The sequence below is a fragment of the Variovorax sp. 10N420 genome (assembly GCF_056394705.1).
On record NZ_JBFTIJ010000004.1, the window covers coordinates 159,814 to 179,584 of the forward strand.

Here is a 19,771-nt window from a genome sequence, read left to right on the forward strand (position 1 = left end):
GGTCAGGGGGCGGGCGCGATCGCCTTGTCGACGATGGACTGTGCCTCAGCCAAGATGCGTTGCAGATGTTCGGCGCCGCGAAAGCTTTCACCGTAGATCTTGTAGATGTTCTCGGTCCCTGAGGGTCGGGCCGCGAACCATCCGCCTTCAGAGATGACCTTGATGCCGCCGATGGCCGCGCCATTTCCGGGTGCGTGGCTCAGCACGTTCACGATCTTGTCTCCGGCGAGTTCGCTCGCGCTCAACTGCTGCGGAGACAGCGCGGCCAGCTGTTTCTTCTGCGGCGGTGTTGCTGGCGCATCGATCCGGTCGCCCACGGGATGATCGAATTCGTCGGCAAGCGCTGCATAGAGCGCTCCCGGATCGCGGCCTGTGCGCGCAGTGATCTCGGCCGAGAGCAGTGCCGCCGTGATGCCGTCCTTGTCGGTCGTCCACACCGAGCCGTCGCGCCGAAGGAAGGTGGCGCCCGCGCTTTCTTCGCCGACGAACCCGAGTGACGCGTCCTGCAAACCGTCCACGAACCACTTGAATCCAACCGGCACTTCATAAAGGCGCAGGCCCAGCCTTGCGGCGAGCCTGTCGATAAGCTGCGTCGAGACGACAGTCTTGCCCACGGCGGCGCTGGCGGGCCACTGGGGTCGATGTTGGAACAGGTAGTCGATCGCCACCGACAGATAGTGGTTCGGCGCGAGCAAACCCGCGCTGCGGGTGACGATGCCGTGGCGATCGTGATCGGTGTCGCAGGCAAAGCCCACGTCGAAGCGATCCTTCATGTCGAGCAGCCGCTGCATGGCGTACGGGGACGAAGGGTCCATGCGAATCTGGCCGTCCCAGTCGAGCGTCATGAAGCCGAACTGGGGGTCGACCGCTTCGCTGACCACGGCGAGGTCGATGTTGTACCGGTCTGCGATCGCCGCCCAGTAGTGCACGCCTGCGCCGCCGAGCGGATCGACGCCCATGCTGACCTTGGCGCCACGGATTGCGTCCATGTCGATGACGTTGCCCAGGTCGCCCACGTAGGCGTCGATGAAATCATGACGGCGCGTCGTCGCAGCCCGCAATGCCGCGCCGTGCGGAATGCGCTTGACGCCATCGAGCCGCCGCTCGAGATAGCGGTTGGCAGCGGCTTCCATCCAGGACGTGATGCCCTGGGCAGCCGGGCCCCCGTTCGGCGGGTTGTACTTGAAGCCGCCATCGCGCGGCGGGTTGTGCGACGGCGTGATCACGATGCCGTCGGCCAGGCGATCCGGAAGGCCGCGGTTGTGCGTCAGGATCGCGTGCGATACGGCGGGCGTGGGAGTGAACTCGTCGTTCGTCGCGATCATGACGTCCACGCCGTTGGCCGCGAGGACTTCGAGCGCGCTTTCGCCCGCGGGGCGCGACAACGCGTGAGTGTCGATGCCGAGGAACAGTGGGCCATCGATGCCCTGGGTCTTGCGGTAGTCGCAGATTGCCTGCGTGATCGCAAGCACATGCCATTCGTTGAACGAGCATTCCAGCGCCGTGCCGCGATGCCCGGACGTGCCGAAAGCGACGCGCTGCGCAGCAACGCCGGGGTCCGGAACGTTGTCGCGGTAAGCGGCGATGAGTCCATCGACGTCGATCAGCGACGCCTCGGGCGCCGGCTTTCCGGCGAGGGGACTGAGTCGTGTCGACATGGAGGCCTCACCTATGGGTTATGCGCATGCCTCGCCAATTGCGCCTTGGCAGCAGCAACGACATGCGCCGCGTCGAAGCCGAAATGCGCCTCGGCAACCTTGCCGGGCGCCGAGAGCCCGAAGCTGCGCATGCCGATGACCGCGCCGCCGCGGCCGACATAGCGCTCCCAGCCCAGCGCCGAGGCTTCTTCGACGGCGACGCGCGCGGCAACGTCCGGCGGCAGCACGCTGTCGCGGTACTCATCGCGCTGTTGTTCGAAGAGGTCCCACGAAGGCATGCTGACGACGCGTGCCTTGATGCCCTCTGCCTTCAACTGCTCGTAGGCATCGATGCAGAGCCTGACCTCGCTTCCGGTGCCCAGCAGCAGAACGTCCGGTCGCCCGCTGTCGGCATCGGCGAGCACATAGGCGCCGCGTGCTACGCCGCTGGCGCTGGCGTACTTGCCGCGGTCGAACGTGGGCACCGCCTGCCGCGAGAGCACGAGGCTTGCCGGACGATCGGTGAGGCGCATGACGATCCGCCAGGCTTCGACGACTTCGTTCGCGTCTGCCGGACGCAGCAACACCATGCCGGGCATGGCGCGGAACGAGGCGAGTTGTTCGACCGGCTGGTGGGTCGGTCCGTCTTCGCCCATGCTGATCGAATCGTGCGTCCACACGTAGATCACGGGGATGCCCATCATCGCGCTAAGCCGCACCGCGCCGCGGCAGTAGTCCGTGAAGATGAAAAAAGTCGACGCGTAGGCGCGCAGCTTCGACAGGGTCATGCCGCTCACGGCTGCGCACATCGCGTGCTCGCGGACACCGAAGTGGAAGTTGCGGCCGCGATGTCCGGCACTGTCGAATTCGCCTGCGCCCTCGAAGCCGAGCGAGGTCTTCGTCGACGGCGACAGATCGGCAGCGCCACCGAGCAGCCACGGCATGCGCTTGGCGATGGCGTTCAGCACCTTGCCTGAAGATTCGCGCGTGGCGACGCCCTTTGCGTCCGCCGGAAAGGTCGGCAAATCGCTGTCCCATCCGACGGGGAGTTCGCCGCGCTGCATGTGTTCAATTTGCGCCGCGAGGTCGGCATGCTGCGTGCGGTAGGCGGCGAAGCGTTCGTTCCATGCATCGCGCGCGCTTGTTCCGCGCTGGCCGAAGTTCGCGTGGAAGTGCTCCCGCACGCCGTCCGGCACGGCGAACTGAGCGTCCGGATCGAAGCCGTAGAACTGCTTGGCCAGCCGCACTTCATCGGCGCCGAGCGCCTCGCCATGCGCTTCCTTGGTGTCCTGCCTGTGCGGCGCGCCATAGCCGATGTGGCTGCGGACGATGATGAGCGTCGGCCTGTCTTGGGTCTCGCTGAATTCCTCGAGGCCTCGGGTCACTGCTTCCAGGTCGTTTGCATCGGCAACGCGAAGGACCTTCCATCCATAGGCCTCGAAGCGGGCGCCGACGTTCTCGTCGAAGGCCAGCGAGGTCGAGCCTTCGATGCTGATCTGGTTGGCGTCGTAGATCCAGCAGAGGTTCGATAGCTTCAGGTGTCCGGCGAGCGATGCGGCTTCGGCACATACACCTTCCATCATGTCGCCGTCGCCGCACAGCGCATAGACGTTGTAGTCGAACAGCGCATGGCCCGGCTTGTTGTAGGTGCCCGCCAGCCATTCCCCCGCGATGGCCATGCCGACGCTGGTCGCCGCGCCCTGGCCCAGCGGGCCGGTGGTGGTTTCCACACCGGAAGTCCATGCATATTCAGGATGGCCGGTGCAACGGCTTCCGGCCTGGCGAAAGGTCTGGAGATCTTCCATGGTGACCGCAAGGCCTTCGCCCTCGTAGTGAGGTCCCTTGCCCTTCACGCCGCACAGATACAGCATGCTGTACAGCAGCGCCGAAGCATGTCCGGCGGACAAGACGAAGCGATCGCGATTCAGCCACTCAGGATCGTTCGGGTCGAAGCGCAGGAAGCGCTGCCAGAGGCAGTACGCAGTGGGCGCCGCACCCATCGGCGTTCCCGGATGTCCCGAGTTCGCCTTTTGAACCGCATCGATCGACAAGGTGCGCAGCGTGTTGATGCACAGCAGGTCGAGGGTCTTGTCTTGCGTCATCGCATCCGTCTCCGAAGGATCATCCTTGGGTTTTCGGCGGCCGCTCGGGCTTTTCCGCATGTCCGCCGAATTGGTGCCGCAGTGCCGACAAGACACGGTTCGAAAAATCCGCCTCGCCGCGCGAACTGAAGCGCGCGTAGAGTGCTGCGGTCAGTACTGGCGCCGGCACGCCTTCGTCAATGGCGGCCTGCACGGTCCAGCGGCCTTCGCCGGAATCCGAAACCCGCCCCTGGAAAGTCTCCAGCCCCGGATCGGTCGTGAGCGCGGCGGCAGTCAGGTCGAGCAGCCATGAACTGATGACGCTGCCCCTTCGCCAGAGTTCCGTGATCTCCGGGAGGTTCATGTCGTACTGATAAAGCTCGGGGTCGCGCAGGGGGGTGGTTTCGGCATCGATGTCGTGCGTGTGCTTGCCGATCCCGGCGCCTCGCAGGATGTTCAAGCCTTCCGCATAGGCAGCCATCAAGCCATATTCGATGCCGTTGTGAACCATCTTGACGAAATGACCTGCGCCATGCGGCCCACAATGCAGATACCCCTGTTCGGCGGTTCCGCTGCCGGGTACGCGCCCGGGTGTCGGCTTGAGATCGCCCGCGCCGGGCGCCAGTGTCGCGAACAGCGGCGAGAGGTGCTGAACGGTCTCAGGCTCGCCGCCGATCATCAGGCAGTAGCCGCGGTCGAATCCCGCGACACCGCCGCTGGTGCCGACATCGACGTAGTGCAGGCCTGAATTGCGCAACAGGGTCGCGCGGCGGATGTCGTCGCGGTAGTAGGAGTTGCCGCCGTCGATCACGATGTCACCGGCGTCGAGCAACGGTGTCAGGCTTTCGAGCGCCGAATCGACAACCGCAGCGGGCACCATCAGCCAGATTGCGCGCGGGCGCGTCAGCTTGGCGACGAAATCCTGCAGCGTGGCCGCGCCGGTCGCGCCTTGCGCGGCAACCCGTTCGATCGAAGCCGGGGCGTTGTCGTGCACCACACATTGGTGACCCCCGCGCATCAGGCGGCTGGTCATGTTGGCGCCCATGCGTCCGAGTCCGATCATGCCGAGTTGCATCGTTTGCTCCTGCCCGTTCAAAGCCATTGGTTGAGGATCGTGATCGGCGATCATCTTCCCGGCCAACCGAAATGTCGAGCGCGCCCCTGTAGGCCAACCGCGCTTCTGAACCCATCCTTCAGAGGCGATCAGAGCAGGTCGGTCGGCACGAACCACGAGAACAGCAGCAGCTTCAGCTTGACCAGCGCGCTGGCGTCGGGCTCCCGATCGAGGACCATGTTTTCGCCGTCGGTGGTGACCCACTGGATCGTGTCGGTGCCCGGCTTCAGCCGGACCTTGTAGACGCTTTCGACGTTGTCGATCTGGAACGCATCGAGCAACCGGTGCGTCACCTCATAGCTTTGCAGGCGCACGCCGAGTTCGGTGTTGATGTAGGCCGAACGCGGATCGAAGTTGAGCGAGCCGACCAGCGCCCATTCACGATCGATCAGCGCGAGCTTGGCGTGCAGGGCGCCGCGCGACTGCTTGAACACCTTGCGCAGATTGACGCTTCGCTTGATCTGTTCGGAGCTCACTTCATAGAGTGTGACACCGAGCTTCAGCATCTCGACTCGGAAGCGGTTGTAGTGGAAGTTGACGAGCGGCTCGTCGGTGTCGGCCAGCGAATTGGTTGCGACGGTGACGCGGATGCCGCGCGCGCGCAATCGCGCAATGTGATCCATGCCCGCATCGCCCGGCAGGAAGTACGGCGTGATGATGTTGATGTCCGACTTGGCCTCGTCGAAAAGCTCGCGCATCCGCTCGGCGACGGTGGGTGGGCGATTCGGCGGGGGCTCGTCGTCGTCCTCCAGCAGAAGCGCCTTCGTTGGCGAATCCGCAACGGCATTGGCGCGGGTCGGAACCAACTCCAGCTTGCCTTGCGCGAGGGCGGCGCTCACGGACGGGTCGCCGAACATGTCGCCATCCGCGAGGGGTGGAGGCGGCGGCGCCTCGGTCGGCGAAGTCAGCTTGTCGAACCTTGCGCGCGACGCCTCTGGTGGTTCAGTGGGCTGCACGATGTCGTGCAGCGGATAGACCACTTCGCTGTTCCAGTAGTTGTCGAAGATGGTTTCGAGTTCGGTCACCACCGGCCCCGCAAGCAGCACGTCGAGGTCGATGAAATTGGCGCCGGCGCTGCGCAGGAAGTACTCGTCAGCGAGATTTCGCCCCCCCGCGATCGCGATGGCACCGTCGACGACGAAGAGCTTGTTGTGCATCCGATGGTTGAGTCGCCGAAAGTCGGTCGCGAAGTTGAGCCATCGGGTCGCACTGTGGTCCCGACCCGCAACGATGGGGTTGAAGAGCCGGATCTCCACGTTCGGATAGGCGGCAAGCCCCAGCAGCATCGGGTCGAGCTTGGTGGTGTAGAAGTCGTCGAGCAGAAGCCTGACGCGCACACCCCGGCGAGCAGCGTCGCGCAACTCGCGCAGGATCAACTTGCCGGTCTTGTCGTTGCCCAGCAGGTAGTACTGCAGGTCGAGCGCGGTCTGGGCGTGCCGAATGAGGGCGAGGCGCGCATCCAGCGCGTACGCCGCCTGCGGCAGCACCCGCGCGCCGGACAAGCCCTCGGGCTCCGCATGGAAGGCCGCGGTCAGCCTGCCCAGTTCGGTAGCCGGGGAAAAGGTGGCGGCCGGCTCATAGCTCACTGCGGTGCGCGATGGCAAGCTGGCGCAGGCCGAAACCAGGCAGACGAGCGCGATCGCGAAACAACGAAACGCAGTAGCAAGCAACACGCGAGATTTGGACATGGACCGCCGGTGAACCGGCGGGCGGATGGTAGCCGCGCCCGCGCGTCCTGGCTGCATAGGGGCGATCCTAGGGTCAGTCCCCGCATCGCAGGCGCGCGGCCGCCTCAGAATCGCCGCGATGAAGTTTTCCGTTGTCGCCTCTGCCTGCCTGTTGCTCGCCAACTCTTTGGCGGCCCATGCGCAAGACGTCGGCAACCCCCCGACACTCGGCGAGGTCACCGTCTCCACGCCGCGCGGGACCGAGCCGGTCTTCGATGTCGCCGGCTCCGTGGATCGTGTGGAAGGCGCAGACATGCGCGACAGCCGGCTGGGCGTGAACCTGTCGGAGAGCCTGAACTCAGTGCCCGGGCTGCAGATCCAGAACCGCCAGAACTACGCGCAGGACCTGCAGTTGTCCATCCGCGGCTTCGGCGCGCGCTCGAGCTTCGGCGTGCGCGGCGTGCGGCTGTACGTCGACGGCATCCCCGCGACCTTGCCCGACGGACAGGGGCAGACCTCCAACATCGACATCGGCTCGATCGACCGCGTCGAAGTACTGCGCGGGCCTTTTTCCTCGCTCTACGGCAACTCCTCGGGCGGCGTGATCCAGACCTTTACCGAGACCGGCGAAGGTCCGCCCAAACTGGGCTTCTCGATCGCCGGGGGGAGCTTCGGCACGCTGCGGATCGGTTCGATCATCAGCGGCTCTTCCGGCGCGGTGGACTACCTGCTGAGCGGCAGCCACTTCGAGACCGACGGCTATCGCGACCACAGCGCCGCAACGCGCGACATCGTCAACGGCAAGTTGGGCATCACCTTCGACGACGGCAGCCGCCTCAGCCTGGTCGCCAACACGGTGCACCTCGATGCCCAGGACCCACTGGGGCTCACCGCCGATCAATATGCGCTGAACCCCCGCAGCGCGAGCGTGGCCACGCAGTTCGACACCCGCAAGAGCGTCGACCAGACGCAAGCAGGCCTGACCTACGACCGCCGCATCGACGCGGACAACACATTGCGCCTCATGGTGTATGGCGGTGAGCGCAAGACCAGCCAGTTCCAGGCCATTCCGCCTTCGGCCCAGGTGAGCCCGCTGAGTGCCGGTGGCGTGATTGGCCTCGCGCGAGACTTCGGCGGTGTCGACCTGCGATGGACGTCGCAGATGAAGCTGGCCGATCGCCCTTTCGAGCTCGTTGCGGGGCTGGACTATGACGACCTGCGCGAGCACCGCACCGGCTACGAGAACTACATCGGCGCGGTTTCCAAGCCCATCCTGGGCGTGCAGGGCAGGCTGCGGCGCAACGAGACCAATACGGTGCACAACCTGGACCCCTATGTGCAGGGCACCTGGCACTTTGCCGAGCGCTGGACGCTCGAAGGGGGCGTGCGCCGCAGCACGGTCGACTTCGATTCGCGGGATCAATACATCATCGGTACGAACCGGGACGACAGCGGCAGCGCTCGCTACGCCGAGACGCTGCCGGTGGCGTCGCTGCGCTATCAGCCGACGCGCGACCTGGCGTTCTACACCTCCGTGGGCCGCGGCTTCGAGACGCCGACGCTCAACGAGTTGTCCTACCGCGCTGACGGCCTGGGCGGGCTGAATTTCGCGCTCCAACCCGCGACCAACGAAAGCGTCGAAGTGGGAGCCAAGGCGCGCATCGCAGGGGGCCTGCTCACTGCCGCGGTGTTCCAGACGCGCACCGACGACGAGATCGTGACCGCCACGAACGTCGGGGGCCGGGCAACCTACCAAAACGCCGGCCGCACCCGGCGCGATGGCTTCGAACTGGCCTGGCAGCACGAGACGGAAAACCACTGGCGCACCCAGCTTGCCTACACCTGGCTCGATGCGCGCTACAGCGACCCGTTTTGCTCGACCGTGCCGTGCAACGCGAGCAGCTTCGTGCCGGCCGGCAATCACATCCCGGGCATTGCGCCGCAGATGTTCTTCGCCTCGTTCGGCTGGGTGCCGCCTGAGGGCTGGCGCGCGGGCACCGAAGTGCGAGCGATGGCGAGCGTGCAGGCCAACGATCGCAACACGATCAGCGCGCCGGGCTATGGCCTGCTGGCGCTGTTCGCGGGCTACGTCAAGCATTGGGAGCACTGGGAAATCAATGCCTTCGCGCGCATCGACAACGTGCTCGACAAGCGCTACATCGGCTCGGTCATCGTCAACGAGGGCAACTTTCGTTACTTCGAGCCGGCACCAGGGCGCAACTGGACGCTGGGCGTGAGTGGGGCGTATCGTTTCTGAATTCCGACAGGGGGTGCCTATGGAATTCAAGGATCGACACGATGCGGGCCGCGTGCTCGCCAAGGCGCTCGATGCATGGCGCGGGCGTCAGGATGTGCAAGTGCTGGCGCTGCCGCGCGGCGGTGTGCCCGTTGCGTGGGAGGTCGCGCAAGCATTGGGAGCGCCGCTGGACGTGCTGGTCGTGCGCAAGCTGGGCCTGCCGGGGCACGAAGAGTTCGCGATGGGCGCCATCGCATCGGGCGGCGTGCGGGTGATGGAAGAGCTGAGCCACGCCTGGCCCGTGTCCGAAGAGGCGGTCGAAGCGGTGGTTGCCCGCGAGCGGGCCGAACTGGTGCGCCGGGAGCAGCTTTATCGCAGCGGCCGGCCGCCGCTGGAACTGGCAGGGCGCGTGCTGATCATCGTTGATGACGGCCTGGCAACGGGTGCCACCATGCGCGCGGCCGTGATGGCGGCTCGGGCGGGCAAGCCTGAACGGATCATCGTCGCGATACCCGTAGCGTCTTCAGAGGCCGTGCAGAGTGTGGGTGCGGTTGCCGATGAGGTGGTTTGTGTTTTCGCGCCGGAGCACTTTCGTGCCGTGGGCCTCTGGTACCAGGACTTCGAGCAGACGAGCGATGAAGAGGTCAGGCAATTGCTGACCGGCAGCCGTTGACTTCGAGAAAGCAAAAAGGCCCTCCGGACGCTTGAAACGTCTGCGGGCCTTGGTCGGCGATGCGCCGAACTGAATCAGAGACCGGCTGCCTCGCGCAGGGCGGCGGCTTGTGCCGTGCTCTCCCACGTGAACTCGGGCTCTTCGCGGCCAAAGTGGCCGTAAGCCGCGGTCTTGGCATAGATCGGGCGCAGCAGGTCGAGCATCTGGATGATGCCCTTGGGACGCAGATCGAAGTGCTCTTGAATCAGCGCTGCGATCTTGTCGTCGGAAATCACGCCCGTGCCTTCGGTATAGACGGTCACGTTCATCGGCTTTGCCACACCGATCGCGTAGGCGACCTGGATCTGGCACTGCCGCGCCAGCCCGGCGGCGACGATGTTCTTGGCGACGTAGCGTGCAGCGTAGGCGGCCGAGCGGTCGACCTTGCTCGGGTCCTTGCCCGAGAACGCGCCGCCACCGTGCGGGCAAGCGCCGCCGTAGGTGTCGACGATGATCTTGCGGCCGGTGAGGCCGCAGTCGCCCTGTGGGCCGCCGATGACGAAGCGGCCGGTCGGGTTGATCAGGTAGCGCGTGTCCTTGAGCCATTCCTTTGGCAGCACCGGCTTGATGATTTCCTCGATGACCGCCTCGACGAAGGAAGGCTTCATCTGGGTTGCGGTCTCGCTCTGGTCAGGGTGGTGCTGTGTGGAAAGCACGACGGTGTCGATGCTGTGCGGCTTGCCGTCGACATAGCGCATCGTCACCTGGCTCTTGGCATCGGGACGCAGAAAGGGCAGGCGGCCGTCCTTGCGCAACTGGGCCTGGCGTTCGACGAGGCGATGGGCGTAGTAGATGGGCGCCGGCATCAGTTCGGGTGTCTCGTCGCAGGCATAGCCGAACATCAGGCCCTGGTCGCCGGCGCCGGTGTTGAGGTGGTCGTCGCTCGCGTGGTCCACGCCCTGTGCGATGTCGTTGGACTGCTTGTCATAGCAGACCATTACTGCGCAGCCCTTGTAGTCGATGCCGTAGTCGGTGTTGTCGTAGCCGATGCGCTTGATGGTATCGCGCGCTACCTGGATGTAGTCGACATGCGCGTTGGTGGTGATTTCGCCGGCCAGCACGACGAGACCGGTGTTGGTCAGCGTCTCGGCAGCGACGCGCGAGCGGGGGTCCTGTGCAAAGATCGCGTCGAGGATTGCATCGGAAATCTGGTCGGCCACCTTGTCTGGATGGCCCTCGGAAACCGATTCGGAAGTGAAGAGAAAGTCGTTCGCCATTTCGATGTAACTCCATGCTGGTCGGTTGGCGCGTTGCCAACCCTATTGGAGCTTTGGCGAACGCTTTAGCAGTGTTGTTTAAGGTCGCCCTGCAAGTAGTTCCATAACTCAGCGACAATTTGGATTCTATTCGAGCCGCGCTGTAGGCTGCGCGCGCGTCATGGTTTCACCCCCCTTGCTTCGATGATTTTTCTGTTCCGATTGCTTGCTCGTGTGCCGTTGCCGTGGATGCACGCGCTCGGCGGCGGCCTGGGCTGGCTGGTCTGGTGGACGGCGCCGGACTACCGCCGGCGCTTTAGGGAAAACGCCGAGGCAGCCGGCTTCACGCCCGGCGAGTACCGCCCGGCCATTGCCGCGGCGGGGGCCATGGTGGGCGAACTTCCGTGGGTCTGGGCTCGGCCACGGGGTGAAAGCCTGCTGCCGCACATCGTGCGATGGGACGGCATCGAGGCATTCGAAGCAGCGCTGGCCGAACGCAAGGGCGTGATCCTCGTGTCGCCTCATCTCGGCAGTTGGGAAACGTTTGGCCAAGCCGTGGGCGAACGCTTCTTCGAGAAGTACGGACCGATCACGGCACTCTTTCGACCCGCTCGCAAGAAATTCATGGCCAATCTGATTGCCGGCTCGCGCGACAGGCCTGGTCTGCAGACCTTGCCGACCACTGTTTCCGGCGTGCGTGGACTCATCCGCACGTTGCGCGGGGGGGGCTACACCGGCATCCTGCCCGACCAGGTACCGCCGCTCGGGCAGGGCGTCTGGGCTCCGTTTCTCGGCCGGCCGGCCTACACGATGACCTTGCTGCCGCGTCTTGCTCAGCAGACGGGCGCTCGCGTTTTCCTCGGCGTGTGCGAGCGGCTACCTCGCGGCGCAGGCTACGCCATACGCTTCGAGCCATTCGATGGCACCGCCATGAGCGATCCCAAGGCCACGCCAGAGGCCGCCGCCACCGCGATGAACCAAGGCATCGAGCGGCTGATCCGCAGCCTTCCTGGCCAGTACGTTTGGGACTACGCGCGCTACAAGCAGCCGCGCGCCGAAACGGTCACGGCGGCATCGCCAGGGGATCGCGCATGAGCCTGACTTCCAAGCTCGGCATCGAGTTCATGCGGGCCTTGGCGCATGTGCCATTGCCACTGATACGCGGCTTCGGCAAGGCGCTCGGGCCGGTCTTGCACGCGCTCGCCGCGCCGCGCCGGCGTGTCGTGGATGCCAATCTGGCGCTGTGCTTTCCCGAAAAATCCGCGGCGGAGCGTCGGCGCATCGCGCGCGAGACGTTTGTCTACGTGGCGCAATCGTGGCTGGACCGAAGCTGGCTCTGGCATGCGCCGGAGCACGTTGTCGCCAGCCGGCTCAAGGTGGTGGGCGCTGCCAGCGAAATCGACGAAATTGCCAATGGCAAGGAGCCGATGATTTTGTTCGCGCCGCATTTCTACGGCCTCGATGCCGCAGCCACGGCGCTGACCATGCATACGGCGCGTCCTTCGACCACCATCTACACCACGCAACGCGACCCCCTGATCGACGAGTGGATCAGCGAAGGCCGCAAGCGCTTCGGCAACGTGATCACGCTCAACCGCGTCGACGGCATCAAGCCCATCATCGCGGGTCTGCGAAAAGGAGGGTTGCTCTACCTCTTGCCGGACATGGATTTCGGCCGCGACCAGACTGTGTTCGTGCCGTTCTACGGTGTACAGGCTGCCACCGTGCCGTCGCTCTCGCGCTTCGCGCGGTTGGGGCGCGCCAAGGTGGTGCCGATCGTGTCGAAGCTCGTCAAGGGGGGCTATGAAATCCAGGTGCTGCCCGCCTGGCAGAACTTCCCGACCGATGACGTGATCGCCGATACGACGCTCATGAACGAGCGCTTGCAAGGCTATATCGACACGATGCCGTCGCAGTACTACTGGGTGCATCGCCGCTTCAAGACGCGACCCGAAGGAGAAGCGAGCGTCTATTGAGAGGGCTTTCGAGAGGGATTTCGGTTCCCCTTGACGAAGGCTTCTATTTCGGCGGCGACCCGTTGAGACTGTTCGTGAACGATCCAGTGCGTAGCGCCCGGGATCTTCCTGATGTCGAGGTCCGGCACGTAGTCGTCCAGACCGTCGAGCAGACCCGGCAGGAGCGCTGCATCATCCATGGCCCAGAGCACCAGCGTCGGGGCGCTGACGGTCAAGCGTTCTCTCGGCAGCGTCGGAATCTGTGACGGCTGCCCGGGCATCGGCGGCTTCAGCGGAGTCACGCGGTACAGATTGCACGCCCCGGTCAGGCCGGCGTCCCATACCTCGCGATATTGGTTCTTGACGTCTTCCGTAAGCCAGCCGAAGCCATCGGCGCCGGCCTTCATCAGTTCGAAGAACGGCCACATGCGGCGATAGTCGTCGGCTGAAAGCAGCGTCTCGGCATCGGGTCGTGCAAGGAAGTTCATGTAGGCGCTGGCGGCCTGCTGTGCGGGGTTGTTCTGCAGTTCTCGCATGAACGTGCCCGGGTGCGGCGAATTGATGATGACCAGCTTGCCGAGTTTGTCGGGATGTTGGTTTGCATAGCCCCAGCCAAATGCACCGCCCCAGTCGTGCGCGACGAGCACGTCGATCTTTCCGTCCTTGCTTTCGCTTGCGGCAAGCTCGAAGACGTCCTGCACGAGCAGATGCGGGCGATAGGCCGCCACGTCTTTGGGCGAACTGGATTTCTCGAAGCCCCGAAGGTTTGGCGCCACGCACCGAAAGCCGCCATGCTCGGGCTTCGCGAAGTGCTCGAGCAATTCGTCCCAGATGAAAGCCGCTTCGGGAAAGCCATGCAGGAACAGCATCAGCGGCCGGCCGGGCGCGCCGGTCGCCCTGCAGCTGAGCGTGGTGCCGTTGGGGAGCTGGCGGGCGAAAGTTTCGATCACGGGGTCTCCTTCATTGCGCTTCGTTGAATGTCACGGTTCGTCCGGAGGCAAGAGGAAGAAGGAGTCGCCGTCGCGTCAGGGCCCTTCGTCAGCCGATCCGGCCGACCCAGCCGGTTCGGTCGGCTCGGCAGCATTTGCGTCGCCCGGATGCGCCCACTGCCACAGCAACTCGGCGGCTTCGTCCACCCCTTGCAGCTTCAATGCCGAGAACAGTTTGACCTCGCCGCCGCCGGCTTGCAGTCGCGTAATCGACAGCACCTTCGCTCCGTCGGAGCGCGTGAGCTTGTCGGCCTTGGTGAGCAGCACGAGGAACTTGAGCCCTTGCTCGACCCTCGGCCGGATGACCTCGAGCAGGATCTCGTCCAGTTCGGTGAGGCCGTGGCGCGGGTCGCACATCAGCACGACACCCCGCAGGTTCTCGCGCGTCATCAGATAGTTTCCCATGACGCGCTGCCACCGCAACTTGGCTTCCCTGGGCACTGCTGCGTAACCGTAGCCGGGGAGGTCGGCCAGCACTGCGTCGTCGACCTTCTGCTTGCCGACGCCGAAGAGATTGATGTGCTGCGTGCGGCCCGGCGTCTTGGATGCGAAGGCGAGCCGGGTCTGCTGGGTCAGCGTATTGATGGCAGTCGACTTGCCCGCGTTGGAGCGACCGACGAAGGCGATCTCCGGCAGGTCGAACATGGGCAGGTGCTCCAGCTGCGGAGCACTGGTGAGGAAGTGGGCGGTGTGCAGCCATCCGCGCGCGACACGAACGCGCTCGGCGGTCGCGGCGTCGACGGCGGGCGCCGTGCGGGAATAGGATGCGGCCGGCTTGCGCGGCGGGGTGGTCATCAATGAGCTTTCGTAGCGGGGCGCCATTGTAGAATCGCCGGGTTTTGCGCCATAAATCTAAGCCCCCGATATGAAGTTGTTTGCCCATTTTCTGCTTGCAGCCCTTCTGGGCGCCGCCGCCAATGTCAGCTTCGCGGCTGACGAGCCTGCCGACAAGGCGGCTGCCGAAGCACCCGCCAAAGCGGCCAAGCCGGATCCGGCCAAGGGGGACACCCTCTTCAATACGGCACCTCCGAACAGCCAGAGCTGTGCGTCGTGCCACAACGCCGACGGCAATTCGGCCATTGCGGGCAATCCCAAGCTGGCGCAACAGCATCCCGAATACATCTTCAAGCAGTTGCAGGACTTCAAGTCTGGCAAGCGCAAGAGCGCGATCATGAGGCCCATGGCCGAGCGCCTGTCTGAAGAGGACATGCGCAACATCGCCTGGTTCGTCGGATCCAAGAAGGTCAAGATCGGCTATTCGAAGGAAAAGGACCTCGTAGGCCTTGGCGAAAAAATCTTCCGCGGCGGCCTGGCCGATCGGCAGATTCCGGCCTGCGCCGGCTGCCACAGCCCAGACGGTGCCGGCATTCCCGCGCAATACCCGCGCCTGGGTGGCCAGCATGCCGAGTACACGGTGGCGCAGTTGACCATGTTCCGCGACGGCGGGCGCCTCAATTCGCCGCAGATGAAGGGCGTCACCGCCAAGCTCAGCGATCGCGAAATCAGGGCGGTGGCCGACTACATTGCCGGACTGCGTTGACCCCCTGCGGTTCATCGTGAACTAACCGCCAACAACAAACCCCAAACAGGGCGGGCCGATCCAGACAGGATGGCCCGCCTTTTTGCTTTTCAACGACTTGCTCTCCATGTCAGTTTCCACGCACGGGCTTCGAGTACGACACGGTCCCCAGGCGGTCCGTGCGGCGGTGGAGTTGTTTTCTTCGATGCGCTTTGCGATCGCCTTGCTGACGATCATCTGCACTGCATCCATCATCGGCACCGTGCTGAAGCAGCACGAGCCAATCGGCAACTATGTCAACCAGTTCGGACCTTTCTGGGCGGAGCTCTTTCACACGGCGAAGCTGGACACGATCTACAGCGCCTGGTGGTTCCTGCTCATCCTCACATTCCTGGTCATCAGCACGTCGCTGTGCATCGCGCGCAATACGCCGCGCATCTTTGCGGACCTCAAGACCTACAAGGAAGACATCCGGGCGCAAAGCCTCAAGGCATTCGGCCAGCGCGCCGAAACCGTGCTCGACGAAACGCCTGACGTCGCCGCCAATCGAATCGGGCAACTTCTGGTCAGCGGCGGTTGGAAGGTCAAGCTCCAGCAGCGCGAGGGCAAAGGCTGGATGGTCGCTGCGCGCGCGGGCGGCGCACACAAGCTCGGCTACATCGCCGCGCACAGCGCTATCGTGCTCGTGTGCATTGGCGGCTTGTTCGACGGTGACCTTGTCGTGCGCGCCCAGACCTGGTTCAACGGAAAGAGCGTCTACACGGGCGGCGGACTGATTTCCGACGTTGCACCGCAGCACCGGCTGTCGCCGAACAATCCGACCTTCAGGGGCAACATCCTGGTGCCGGAGGGCGGACAGTCGAGCGTGGCGATCCTGAATCAGGCAGACGGGGTGCTGCTCCAGGATCTGCCCTTTTCGATCGAGCTGAAGAAGTTCATCGTCGACTACTACTCGACCGGCATGCCCAAGCTGTTCGCGAGCGAGGTGGTGCTGCACGATCGCGAGACGGGCAAGGAGATTCCGGCGCGCATCGAGGTGAACCATCCGGCCAGCTACAAAGGCGTCGAGATCTATCAATCGAGCTTCGACGATGGCGGGTCGACCGTGAAGCTCAAGGCCGTCCCCATGGGTGCGGCATCGAAGCCGTTCGAGATCGAAGGCACCATCGGGAGCAGCACGGAGATCACCAACGGCCGCGATCGGCTCACGCTCGAGTACACGGCCCTGCGCGTGATCAACGTCGAGAACTTCGGCGATAGCACTGGCGAGATGACGAGCGGGGCTGACGTTCGCAAGGTCGATCTGCGCGGGGAACTCGAATCTCGCCTTGGCGCCGCCAACAAGACCAACAAGCCGAAAACGTTGCGCAACATCGGCCCGAGCATTGGCTACAAGCTTCGCGACGCCGCCGGTCAAGCGCGCGAATACCAGAACTACATGGTCCCCGTCGACACCGGCGACGGCCACCCGGTCTTCCTGCTCGGCGTGCGTGATCGCCCTGAAGATCCCTTCCGTTATCTTCGCGTGCCCGCCGACGACAAGGGCTCAATGGACGGTTTCGTGCGCATGCGCGAGACGCTCGCGGACCCCAAGGGGCGAGCGCTCGCCATCGACCGCTACATCGAGCGGACCACCGATCCGAAACGTCCCGAGCTGGCGAACCAACTGCGCACGTCGGCCGCGCGCGCGCTCGCGCTGTTCGCGGGCACGGAACGGGCCAAGGCCGATGCGGTGAGCACCGGCGGCTGGCAGGCCATTGCCGAATTCATGGAGGCGAACGTGCCCGAGGCCGAGCGCGAACGCGCGGGCGCGGTGCTGGTGCGCATCCTCAACGATGTGCTCTTTGAAGTGCTCAATGTGAGCCGGGAGAGGGTGAGTCTCGCTCCGCTGCCGCCTGACGAGACCTCGCAGGCATTTCTCACCCAGGCCGTCCTGGCGATCAGCGATGCGCACTTCTATCCCGCCCCGGTGGCGATGATGATGACGGACTTCAAGCAAGTGCAGGCCAGTGTCTTTCAGGTGGCTCGGGCGCCGGGCAAGAACATCGTCTATCTTGGATGCCTGTTGCTGATCATCGGCATTTTTGCGATGCTTTACGTCCGGGAGCGCAGACTGTGGGTCTGGCTGACGAAGGACGGCGTGACGAGACCCGGAACGTCCGCCACCATGGCTTTTTCGGTCAATCGCAAGACCATCGATAGCGATCGCGAATTCGAGCATCTGAAAGACAAGCTGCTCGCCATCAGGAAAGACACGGCGTCATGACTACCACCACCCTCACGCTCAACGACAGCTGGCTGTCGCGCCGAAACACCTTCGACTGGATCTTTGCGGCCCTGGTGGTCGCGGGCGGGCTCTTTGCGTTCTCGCGCTATGCCGGGTCGATGGACTATTACGAAAAGGTGATCCTGGTCGCGGCGATGGTCGCCGGTGTCTGGATCGGCTGGTTCTGGCGGCCCCTGCGGGTGCTCGCCATCGTGGTTGGGTGTGCGACGCTGCTGGCGATCACGTCTTACCAGGGTGATCTGGCGCGTGCCGATTCGGTCTTCTGGCTCAAGTACTTCCTGTCGAGCCAGTCGGCCATCCTGTGGATGAGCGTGCTCTTCTTCATGAGCACGCTGTTCTACTGGATCGGCTTCTTCGGTGGCAAGCAGGGTGACGCCATGGATCTCATCGGCTCGCGGCTGGCCTGGGCCGCTGTGACGATGGCGCTGATCGGCACGATGGTTCGCTGGTACGAGAGCCATCAGCTGGGCCCGGATATCGGCCATATCCCCGTCAGCAACCTGTACGAGGTATTCGTCTTGTTCTGCTGGCTGACGGCGAGCTTCTATCTCTACTTCGAGTCGCGATATCGCACGCGCGCGCTCGGCGCCTTCGTGATGCTGGTGGTGAGCGCCGCGGTGGGCTTTCTGCTTTGGTACACGCTGGTGCGCGATGCCCACGAGATCCAGCCATTGGTACCGGCCCTGCAGAGCTGGTGGATGAAGCTGCACGTGCCGGCCAATTTCATCGGCTACGGCACCTTCTCCCTTGCAGCCATGGTGGCCTTCGCCTATCTGATCAAGGAACAGGCGGATGAGACCCGCTGGTACAAGCTCACGCCTATCTGGCTGCTCGGGGTGGCGCTGTGCTTCGTGCCCGTGGCGTTCCGCCAGCGGGCGCAGGAGGCCGGCGGCAGCTACTGGGTCGGCTATGCCGTGATTTCGGCGCTGATCGCGGCAGGAATCCTGCTCGGCCGCCGCCGCATTGCTGCGCGCCTGCCCGCGAACGAGGTGCTGGACGACGTCATGTACAAGTCCATCACCGTCGGCTTTGCCTTCTTCACCATCGCGACCGTGCTCGGGGCGCTTTGGGCGGCCGACGCCTGGGGCGGCTACTGGAGCTGGGACCCGAAGGAGACTTGGGCGCTGATCGTTTGGCTCAACTATGCGGCCTGGTTGCACATGCGGCTCGTCAAGGGGTTGCGCGGCACTGTGGCCGCTTGGTGGGCCCTTGGCGGACTCGCAGTAACCACTTTCGCGTTCCTGGGCGTCAACATGTTCCTGAGCGGATTGCACAGCTACGGAACCCTGTAGAGCCGTGAATCGGCTTGCCGCGTAACCAGATCGTTGCCGGGAACGAACTCAGTCATGCATACCCATTCTGTCGAAAAGGCGTCCCATGTTGATTCGGTCTCGTGACAACGGCTTTATCCATCCGCATTCGAGCGAAATCACGCCCAAAGGCGTGTACGAAGGCAGGCGTGACACGCTGAAGTGGCTCGCCACCGGCGTAGCGGGCGCCGCGATGGCGTCGTGGGCATCCCGCGAGGCGCTCGCACAGGTCGCCGCACCCGGCAAGCTGGCGCCGCTTCCAAGTGTGAAGTCGACCGTTCCAGGTGCGCAGACCATGGAAAAGCTGACCGACTACAAGGACGTCACCAGCTACAACAATTACTACGAGTTCGGCACCGACAAGGAAGATCCGGTCAAGAACGCGGGCACGCTCAAGACCAAGCCTTGGACGGTGGAAGTCGAAGGCCTCGTCAAGAAGCCGGGCAAGTACGGAATCGAAGACCTGATCAAGCTCAGCGCCCAGGAAGAGCGCATCTACCGGCTGCGTTGCGTCGAAGGTTGGTCGATGGTCATTCCGTGGGTTGGCTACTCTCTGGCCGAGTTGATCAAGAAGGTCGAACCACAGGGCAACGCGAAGTACGTGGAGTTCGTGACGCTCGCTGATCCGAAGACCATGCCCTTTGTCGGCTCGCGCGTTCTCGACTGGCCCTACACCGAAGGCCTGCGCATGGACGAGGCCATGCATCCGCTCACCTTGCTGACTTTCGGCATGTATGGCGAGGTGCTGCCGAATCAGAACGGCGCCCCCGTGCGAATCGTGGTGCCCTGGAAGTACGGCTTCAAGAGCGGCAAATCGATCGTGAAGATCCGCTTCGTCGAAAAAGAGCCCGGCACCGCGTGGAACAAGGCCGCGGCGCAGGAGTACGGCTTCTACTCCAACGTCAATCCCAACGTCGATCACCCGCGCTGGAGCCAGGCGACCGAGCGCCGCATCGGAGACGGCGGCGGCCTGTTCGCCAAGCGGGCGAAGACGCAGATGTTCAACGGCTACGAGGCCCAGGTCGGTCAGTTGTACGCCGGCATGGATCTCAAGAAGTACTACTGAGC

General features: G+C 64.3%; 15 protein-coding genes. 8 read left to right on the top strand and 7 right to left on the bottom strand.

The features are described 5' to 3' along the window. Positions 1-2 precede the first annotated feature (2 nt). The 4 genes from pgm to AC1DEK_RS11870 all read right to left on the bottom strand — a co-directional run bounded on the left by pgm (position 3) and on the right by AC1DEK_RS11870 (position 6,520). A complete protein-coding gene (pgm, locus tag AC1DEK_RS11855; RefSeq protein ID WP_478125432.1) occupies positions 3-1,658 on the bottom strand; it encodes a phosphoglucomutase (alpha-D-glucose-1,6-bisphosphate-dependent) in 1,656 nt (551 codons plus the stop codon). 11 nt (positions 1,659-1,669) lie between these two features. Further along, positions 1,670-3,739, bottom strand: a complete 2,070-nt coding sequence (gene tkt, locus AC1DEK_RS11860) for a transketolase (RefSeq protein ID WP_478125433.1) — start codon at positions 3,737-3,739, stop codon at positions 1,670-1,672. A gap of 19 nt (positions 3,740-3,758) precedes the next feature. After that, entirely contained in the window at positions 3,759-4,793 is a 1,035-nt protein-coding gene (gene gnd, locus AC1DEK_RS11865; protein WP_478125434.1) for a phosphogluconate dehydrogenase (NAD(+)-dependent, decarboxylating), read from the bottom strand. A gap of 128 nt (positions 4,794-4,921) precedes the next feature. Continuing rightward, positions 4,922-6,520 carry a phospholipase D family protein gene (locus tag AC1DEK_RS11870; RefSeq protein ID WP_478125435.1) on the bottom strand — a complete coding sequence of 533 codons (1,599 nt, stop codon included), beginning with the start codon at positions 6,518-6,520 and terminating at the stop codon, positions 4,922-4,924. 118 nt (positions 6,521-6,638) lie between these two features. Between AC1DEK_RS11870 and AC1DEK_RS11875 the strand changes: the two genes are divergently transcribed. Together AC1DEK_RS11875 and AC1DEK_RS11880 are read left to right on the top strand one after the other, a co-directional pair. After that, positions 6,639-8,756, top strand: a complete 2,118-nt coding sequence (locus tag AC1DEK_RS11875) for a TonB-dependent receptor family protein (protein WP_478125436.1) — start codon at positions 6,639-6,641, stop codon at positions 8,754-8,756. Between the two features lie 19 nt (positions 8,757-8,775). Continuing rightward, entirely contained in the window at positions 8,776-9,408 is a 633-nt protein-coding gene (locus AC1DEK_RS11880; protein ID WP_478125437.1) for a phosphoribosyltransferase, read from the top strand. A 74-nt stretch (positions 9,409-9,482) separates the two neighbouring features. On the opposite strand, the gene metK is transcribed toward AC1DEK_RS11880, so the two are convergent. Next, positions 9,483-10,664, bottom strand: a complete 1,182-nt coding sequence (metK, locus tag AC1DEK_RS11885) for a methionine adenosyltransferase (protein WP_478125438.1) — start codon at positions 10,662-10,664, stop codon at positions 9,483-9,485. Positions 10,665-10,847: 183 nt separating this feature from the next. Here metK and AC1DEK_RS11890 point away from each other — a divergent pair, with 183 nt between their 5' ends. Both AC1DEK_RS11890 and AC1DEK_RS11895 read left to right on the top strand, forming a co-directional pair. Further along, on the top strand, positions 10,848-11,738 hold the full coding sequence (locus AC1DEK_RS11890) for a lysophospholipid acyltransferase family protein (RefSeq protein WP_478125439.1): 891 nt from the start codon (positions 10,848-10,850) through the stop codon (positions 11,736-11,738). Beyond that, positions 11,735-12,619: an LpxL/LpxP family acyltransferase gene (locus tag AC1DEK_RS11895; RefSeq protein WP_478125440.1), complete on the top strand. Its 885-nt coding sequence runs from the start codon at positions 11,735-11,737 to the stop codon at positions 12,617-12,619. Before AC1DEK_RS11890 ends, AC1DEK_RS11895 begins: the two co-directional genes overlap by 4 nt. Here AC1DEK_RS11895 and AC1DEK_RS11900 read toward each other — a convergent pair. After that, positions 12,613-13,548 carry an alpha/beta fold hydrolase gene (locus tag AC1DEK_RS11900; RefSeq protein WP_478125441.1) on the bottom strand — a complete coding sequence of 312 codons (936 nt, stop codon included), beginning with the start codon at positions 13,546-13,548 and terminating at the stop codon, positions 12,613-12,615. The two genes, AC1DEK_RS11895 and AC1DEK_RS11900, sit on opposite strands and share 7 nt — an antisense overlap. Before the next feature lie 75 nt (positions 13,549-13,623). After that, the gene (yihA, locus tag AC1DEK_RS11905; protein WP_478125442.1) at positions 13,624-14,382 is read right to left on the bottom strand and encodes a ribosome biogenesis GTP-binding protein YihA/YsxC; all 759 of its coding nucleotides are present in this window, start codon (positions 14,380-14,382) and stop codon (positions 13,624-13,626) included. 70 nt (positions 14,383-14,452) lie between these two features. Between yihA and AC1DEK_RS11910 the strand changes: the two genes are divergently transcribed. The 4 genes from AC1DEK_RS11910 (at position 14,453) to msrP (ending at position 19,769) form a co-directional block, all read left to right on the top strand. After that, positions 14,453-15,127: a c-type cytochrome gene (locus AC1DEK_RS11910; RefSeq protein WP_478125443.1), complete on the top strand. Its 675-nt coding sequence runs from the start codon at positions 14,453-14,455 to the stop codon at positions 15,125-15,127. 106 nt (positions 15,128-15,233) lie between these two features. Beyond that, positions 15,234-17,372 carry a cytochrome c biogenesis protein ResB gene (locus tag AC1DEK_RS11915; RefSeq protein WP_478125444.1) on the top strand — a complete coding sequence of 713 codons (2,139 nt, stop codon included), beginning with the start codon at positions 15,234-15,236 and terminating at the stop codon, positions 17,370-17,372. Further along, positions 17,369-18,685, top strand: coding sequence for a c-type cytochrome biogenesis protein CcsB (ccsB, locus tag AC1DEK_RS11920; protein ID WP_478125445.1), 1,317 nt, complete (start codon positions 17,369-17,371; stop codon positions 18,683-18,685). Before AC1DEK_RS11915 ends, ccsB begins: the two co-directional genes overlap by 4 nt. Before the next feature lie 85 nt (positions 18,686-18,770). Continuing rightward, a complete protein-coding gene (msrP, locus tag AC1DEK_RS11925) occupies positions 18,771-19,769 on the top strand; it encodes a protein-methionine-sulfoxide reductase catalytic subunit MsrP (RefSeq protein ID WP_478125446.1) in 999 nt (332 codons plus the stop codon). Positions 19,770-19,771 lie beyond the last annotated feature (2 nt).

Coding starts and splice junctions, on each gene's coding strand:
- pgm (WP_478125432.1), bottom strand. CDS start 1,658: ATGTCGACACGACTCAGTCCCCTCGCCGGAAAGCCGGCGCCCGAGGCG.
- tkt (WP_478125433.1), bottom strand. CDS start 3,739: ATGACGCAAGACAAGACCCTCGACCTGCTGTGCATCAACACGCTGCGC.
- gnd (WP_478125434.1), bottom strand. CDS start 4,793: ATGCAACTCGGCATGATCGGACTCGGACGCATGGGCGCCAACATGACC.
- AC1DEK_RS11870 (WP_478125435.1), bottom strand. CDS start 6,520: ATGTCCAAATCTCGCGTGTTGCTTGCTACTGCGTTTCGTTGTTTCGCG.
- AC1DEK_RS11875 (WP_478125436.1), top strand. CDS start 6,639: ATGAAGTTTTCCGTTGTCGCCTCTGCCTGCCTGTTGCTCGCCAACTCT.
- AC1DEK_RS11880 (WP_478125437.1), top strand. CDS start 8,776: ATGGAATTCAAGGATCGACACGATGCGGGCCGCGTGCTCGCCAAGGCG.
- metK (WP_478125438.1), bottom strand. CDS start 10,664: ATGGCGAACGACTTTCTCTTCACTTCCGAATCGGTTTCCGAGGGCCAT.
- AC1DEK_RS11890 (WP_478125439.1), top strand. CDS start 10,848: ATGATTTTTCTGTTCCGATTGCTTGCTCGTGTGCCGTTGCCGTGGATG.
- AC1DEK_RS11895 (WP_478125440.1), top strand. CDS start 11,735: ATGAGCCTGACTTCCAAGCTCGGCATCGAGTTCATGCGGGCCTTGGCG.
- yihA (WP_478125442.1), bottom strand. CDS start 14,382: ATGACCACCCCGCCGCGCAAGCCGGCCGCATCCTATTCCCGCACGGCG.
- AC1DEK_RS11910 (WP_478125443.1), top strand. CDS start 14,453: ATGAAGTTGTTTGCCCATTTTCTGCTTGCAGCCCTTCTGGGCGCCGCC.
- AC1DEK_RS11915 (WP_478125444.1), top strand. CDS start 15,234: ATGTCAGTTTCCACGCACGGGCTTCGAGTACGACACGGTCCCCAGGCG.
- ccsB (WP_478125445.1), top strand. CDS start 17,369: ATGACTACCACCACCCTCACGCTCAACGACAGCTGGCTGTCGCGCCGA.
- msrP (WP_478125446.1), top strand. CDS start 18,771: ATGTTGATTCGGTCTCGTGACAACGGCTTTATCCATCCGCATTCGAGC.